We start from the raw sequence: 2547 nt of genomic DNA on the forward strand, positions 1-2547 counted from the left end.
AGCCGCTCTCTGCACTTCTTCTTAGGTGCATGGCCGGTAATCGGTATCTGGTTTACGGCGATGGGTGTTAGCACCATGGCGTTCAACCTCAACGGTTTCAACTTCAACCAGTCGATTCTCGATTCTCAAGGTCGTGTAATCGGTACTTGGGCCGATGTGCTGAACCGCGCTGGTATCGGTATGGAAGTAATGCACGAGCGCAACGCTCACAACTTCCCCTTAGACTTAGCTAGTGGTGAACAGGCTCCCGTAGCTCTGACCGCTCCCGCTATCAATGGTTAATTCCTAGTCTGAACGAAAAGGCACTCCTGCGAGGGGGTGCTTTTTTGTTGTTAGAATTATGATATAGCTCAATGTTAAATGGAGTTAATCTTATGATATCCCCTCAAATTATTGAACTGGAACAAAAATTACGAGACTGTTCTCTTGAAGATAAAAAATGGTTATTGGAGCAGTTACATCAACAATTAGGATTGAATAATCAAAAAACAACTAAACAACGATTAATGGATAGTTGGAATGAAGCTTATAGTGATGGATTGGACGAATCAGAAACTTTGATGTTAGAGGGAATACGCCATCATCAATGCCAATTATCTGAGTAAATATGACGATTTTTCAAGGTGATATTTATTGGATTGATTTAGGAGAACCACAAGGTTCTGAACCTGCTTATCTTCGTCCTTGTGTTGTGGTGCAAAATGATGCTCTAAATCAGTCACAAATTGGGACGGTTATTGTGTGTCCATTAACAACCAATTTGAGACGAGCAAAAGCTATTGGTAATGTTTTATTGAATGAGGGTGAAGGGAATTTACCTGAATCCAGTGTTGTTAATGTTTCACAGATTTTCACGGTTGATAAACGTCTTTTAACGGATTCTATCGGAAGACTTTCTCAGGAAAAAATCAAATTAATTATTCAGGGAATTAAGTTGGTTATTGAACCTCAAGAACTCGAATAATAGGGGTTATAAAAGGATTTAAAGAATCCATTTTCCCTTAGACTTGGCTAGTGGTGAACAGGCTCCTGTAGCTCTGACCGCTCCTGCTATCAATGGTTAAGTTCTAATCAAATAATTACGACAAAAAAGGTCGGGGTGAGCTAATGTTCGCCCCGACCTTTTTTAATTGAAATTCTCGACAAATCACCTGAACATCCACCCAACTTACAAGATCGGCGATCGCAATAATTGATCAAAATGATCGCCTCTATATGTAGATTCAACAAGAACGCAGGATTAGGCAATGCTTATTTAGTCCAAGTTGTGCCATTTGACCATTGAATACAACTCGGGCTGACTAAGATGGCATTGAAAGTCGCGTCATCGGGAAATCTGACACTAGCGTTAGCGGGAGCCGTGACTCTTCCTGCCGCTGTGGGTCGCCGATAAGCCGACATATCAACCTTCAGGCGATTGCCTGACTGTGTGACAACAAGACCTGGGCTGCCCTCATACTGCCAAGTGCCGGCAAAACTGAGGGCTTGCCAAACGGTGCTATTGTTCCAATTAATCTGACCCCGACCATTCAAAGTACCAACAAAGGTACCATCATCAGGAAAGGTGACTTGAATTTGAGTTGGACTAAGTATGCGGCCCGTTGCCGTGGGTCGCCCATAAGCCGACATATCAACCGTCAGGAGATCGCCCGACTGCGTGATGATTGGGCCGGGGTTACCCCTGAAATACCATTGCCCATTTACGGGCGAACATATTGTACTAGCTGAAACTTGTGCAATTTGAGCGATGGGCAAAGTTGCCACCAACAGGGACATACCACCTAATAGGATAGTCTTGACAGAACGTAGATTCATAATTTTTTCCTGAAATTGGGAAGTCGTGTTTACTTGCTACTTTCAGAATATTCGGGGTCTAAGGGTGATGTCAGTCCCAAAATGAGTGGAAATTGACGATTTCAATGGTTTCTACTTTCAGGAATAAAGTGGAACAACATGGAAATTTAGGATCATTTGTCTCTGATGAGCTATATTTATACACTCCCTTTCAGCGACGGCAGTGTCAATTACGCTCTCTAGTTTACCGAAAATTTGGGTTTAAAGCCTCCCCCTTCTAGGGGGACTTGGTGATACAATATTAGATTCTTCAGGTTGCAATGCCGTCGCACATCGTGAAAATTCTGCTGAAACAGTGCAGCACTTTTGATGGAAAAATAGATAGACAAGAGCCACCGAAAACTCTTTAAACAAGGCAGTAAGTCTTCAAAAAGACTGAATGAATCGAAGAAAAACTTTTGTCGTAAAACAGATAGGGTAGGGCAGATCCGAATTTTCCTTGAAATAGGAAAACGCTTGGAGAGTGAACCACAAAAAGGGAAACTATAGCAAACCTAAATGAGTTGTGAAAAGGCATCAAATCTTTTCAAGTTAGGAAATTTGAAAAGATTGTATTTGGCAAAAAATTCAAATAAAAAATTAATAATTTTAAAGTTTTTGCCGAAACGATAAAACCTCCTGAGCAAATTTTTTAATTGAAACCAAATTGCTTCAACTGGATTTTCTTCTGGCGCATAAGGGGCAAAAAGTTCA

Annotated in this window: 4 protein-coding genes and 2 pseudogenes; 4 read left to right on the forward strand and 2 right to left on the reverse strand. The window is 41.4% G+C overall.

The window, feature by feature from the left end:
• From PX484_RS13700 to PX484_RS13715, 4 genes and pseudogenes are all read left to right on the forward strand, one after another.
• A partial coding sequence (locus PX484_RS13700; protein ID WP_193959835.1) for a photosynthetic reaction center family protein occupies nucleotides 1–282 on the forward strand: 282 nt, incomplete at its 5' end.
• A 92-nt stretch (nucleotides 283–374) separates the two neighbouring features.
• On the forward strand, nucleotides 375–605 hold the full coding sequence (locus PX484_RS13705; RefSeq protein ID WP_002803582.1) for a hypothetical protein: 231 nt from the start codon (nucleotides 375–377) through the stop codon (nucleotides 603–605).
• A gap of 2 nt (nucleotides 606–607) precedes the next feature.
• On the forward strand, nucleotides 608–964 hold the full coding sequence (locus PX484_RS13710; RefSeq protein WP_002803583.1) for a type II toxin-antitoxin system PemK/MazF family toxin: 357 nt from the start codon (nucleotides 608–610) through the stop codon (nucleotides 962–964).
• A gap of 28 nt (nucleotides 965–992) precedes the next feature.
• A pseudogene (locus PX484_RS13715) lies at nucleotides 993–1064 on the forward strand (photosystem Q(B) 2 domain protein); the annotation flags it as partial.
• 187 nt (nucleotides 1065–1251) lie between these two features.
• On the opposite strand, the gene PX484_RS13720 reads toward PX484_RS13715, so the two are convergent.
• Complete coding sequence (locus PX484_RS13720) at nucleotides 1252–1815, reverse strand: hypothetical protein (RefSeq protein ID WP_287768503.1); 564 nt, start codon at nucleotides 1813–1815, stop codon at nucleotides 1252–1254.
• A 533-nt stretch (nucleotides 1816–2348) separates the two neighbouring features.
• Nucleotides 2349–2547, reverse strand: a pseudogene (locus tag PX484_RS13725) (IS630 family transposase); the annotation flags it as partial.

The organism is Microcystis sp. M49636_WE2 (assembly GCF_030065375.1).
Taxonomy (GTDB): Bacteria; Cyanobacteriota; Cyanobacteriia; order Cyanobacteriales; family Microcystaceae; genus Microcystis; species Microcystis aeruginosa_C.

What these genes read in the sequence shown, in the direction of transcription:
- PX484_RS13720 (WP_287768503.1), bottom strand. Translation starts at nt 1,815, where the DNA reads ATGAATCTACGTTCTGTCAAGACTATCCTATTAGGTGGTATGTCCCTG.
- PX484_RS13710 (WP_002803583.1), top strand. Translation starts at nt 608, where the DNA reads ATGACGATTTTTCAAGGTGATATTTATTGGATTGATTTAGGAGAACCA.
- PX484_RS13705 (WP_002803582.1), top strand. Translation starts at nt 375, where the DNA reads ATGATATCCCCTCAAATTATTGAACTGGAACAAAAATTACGAGACTGT.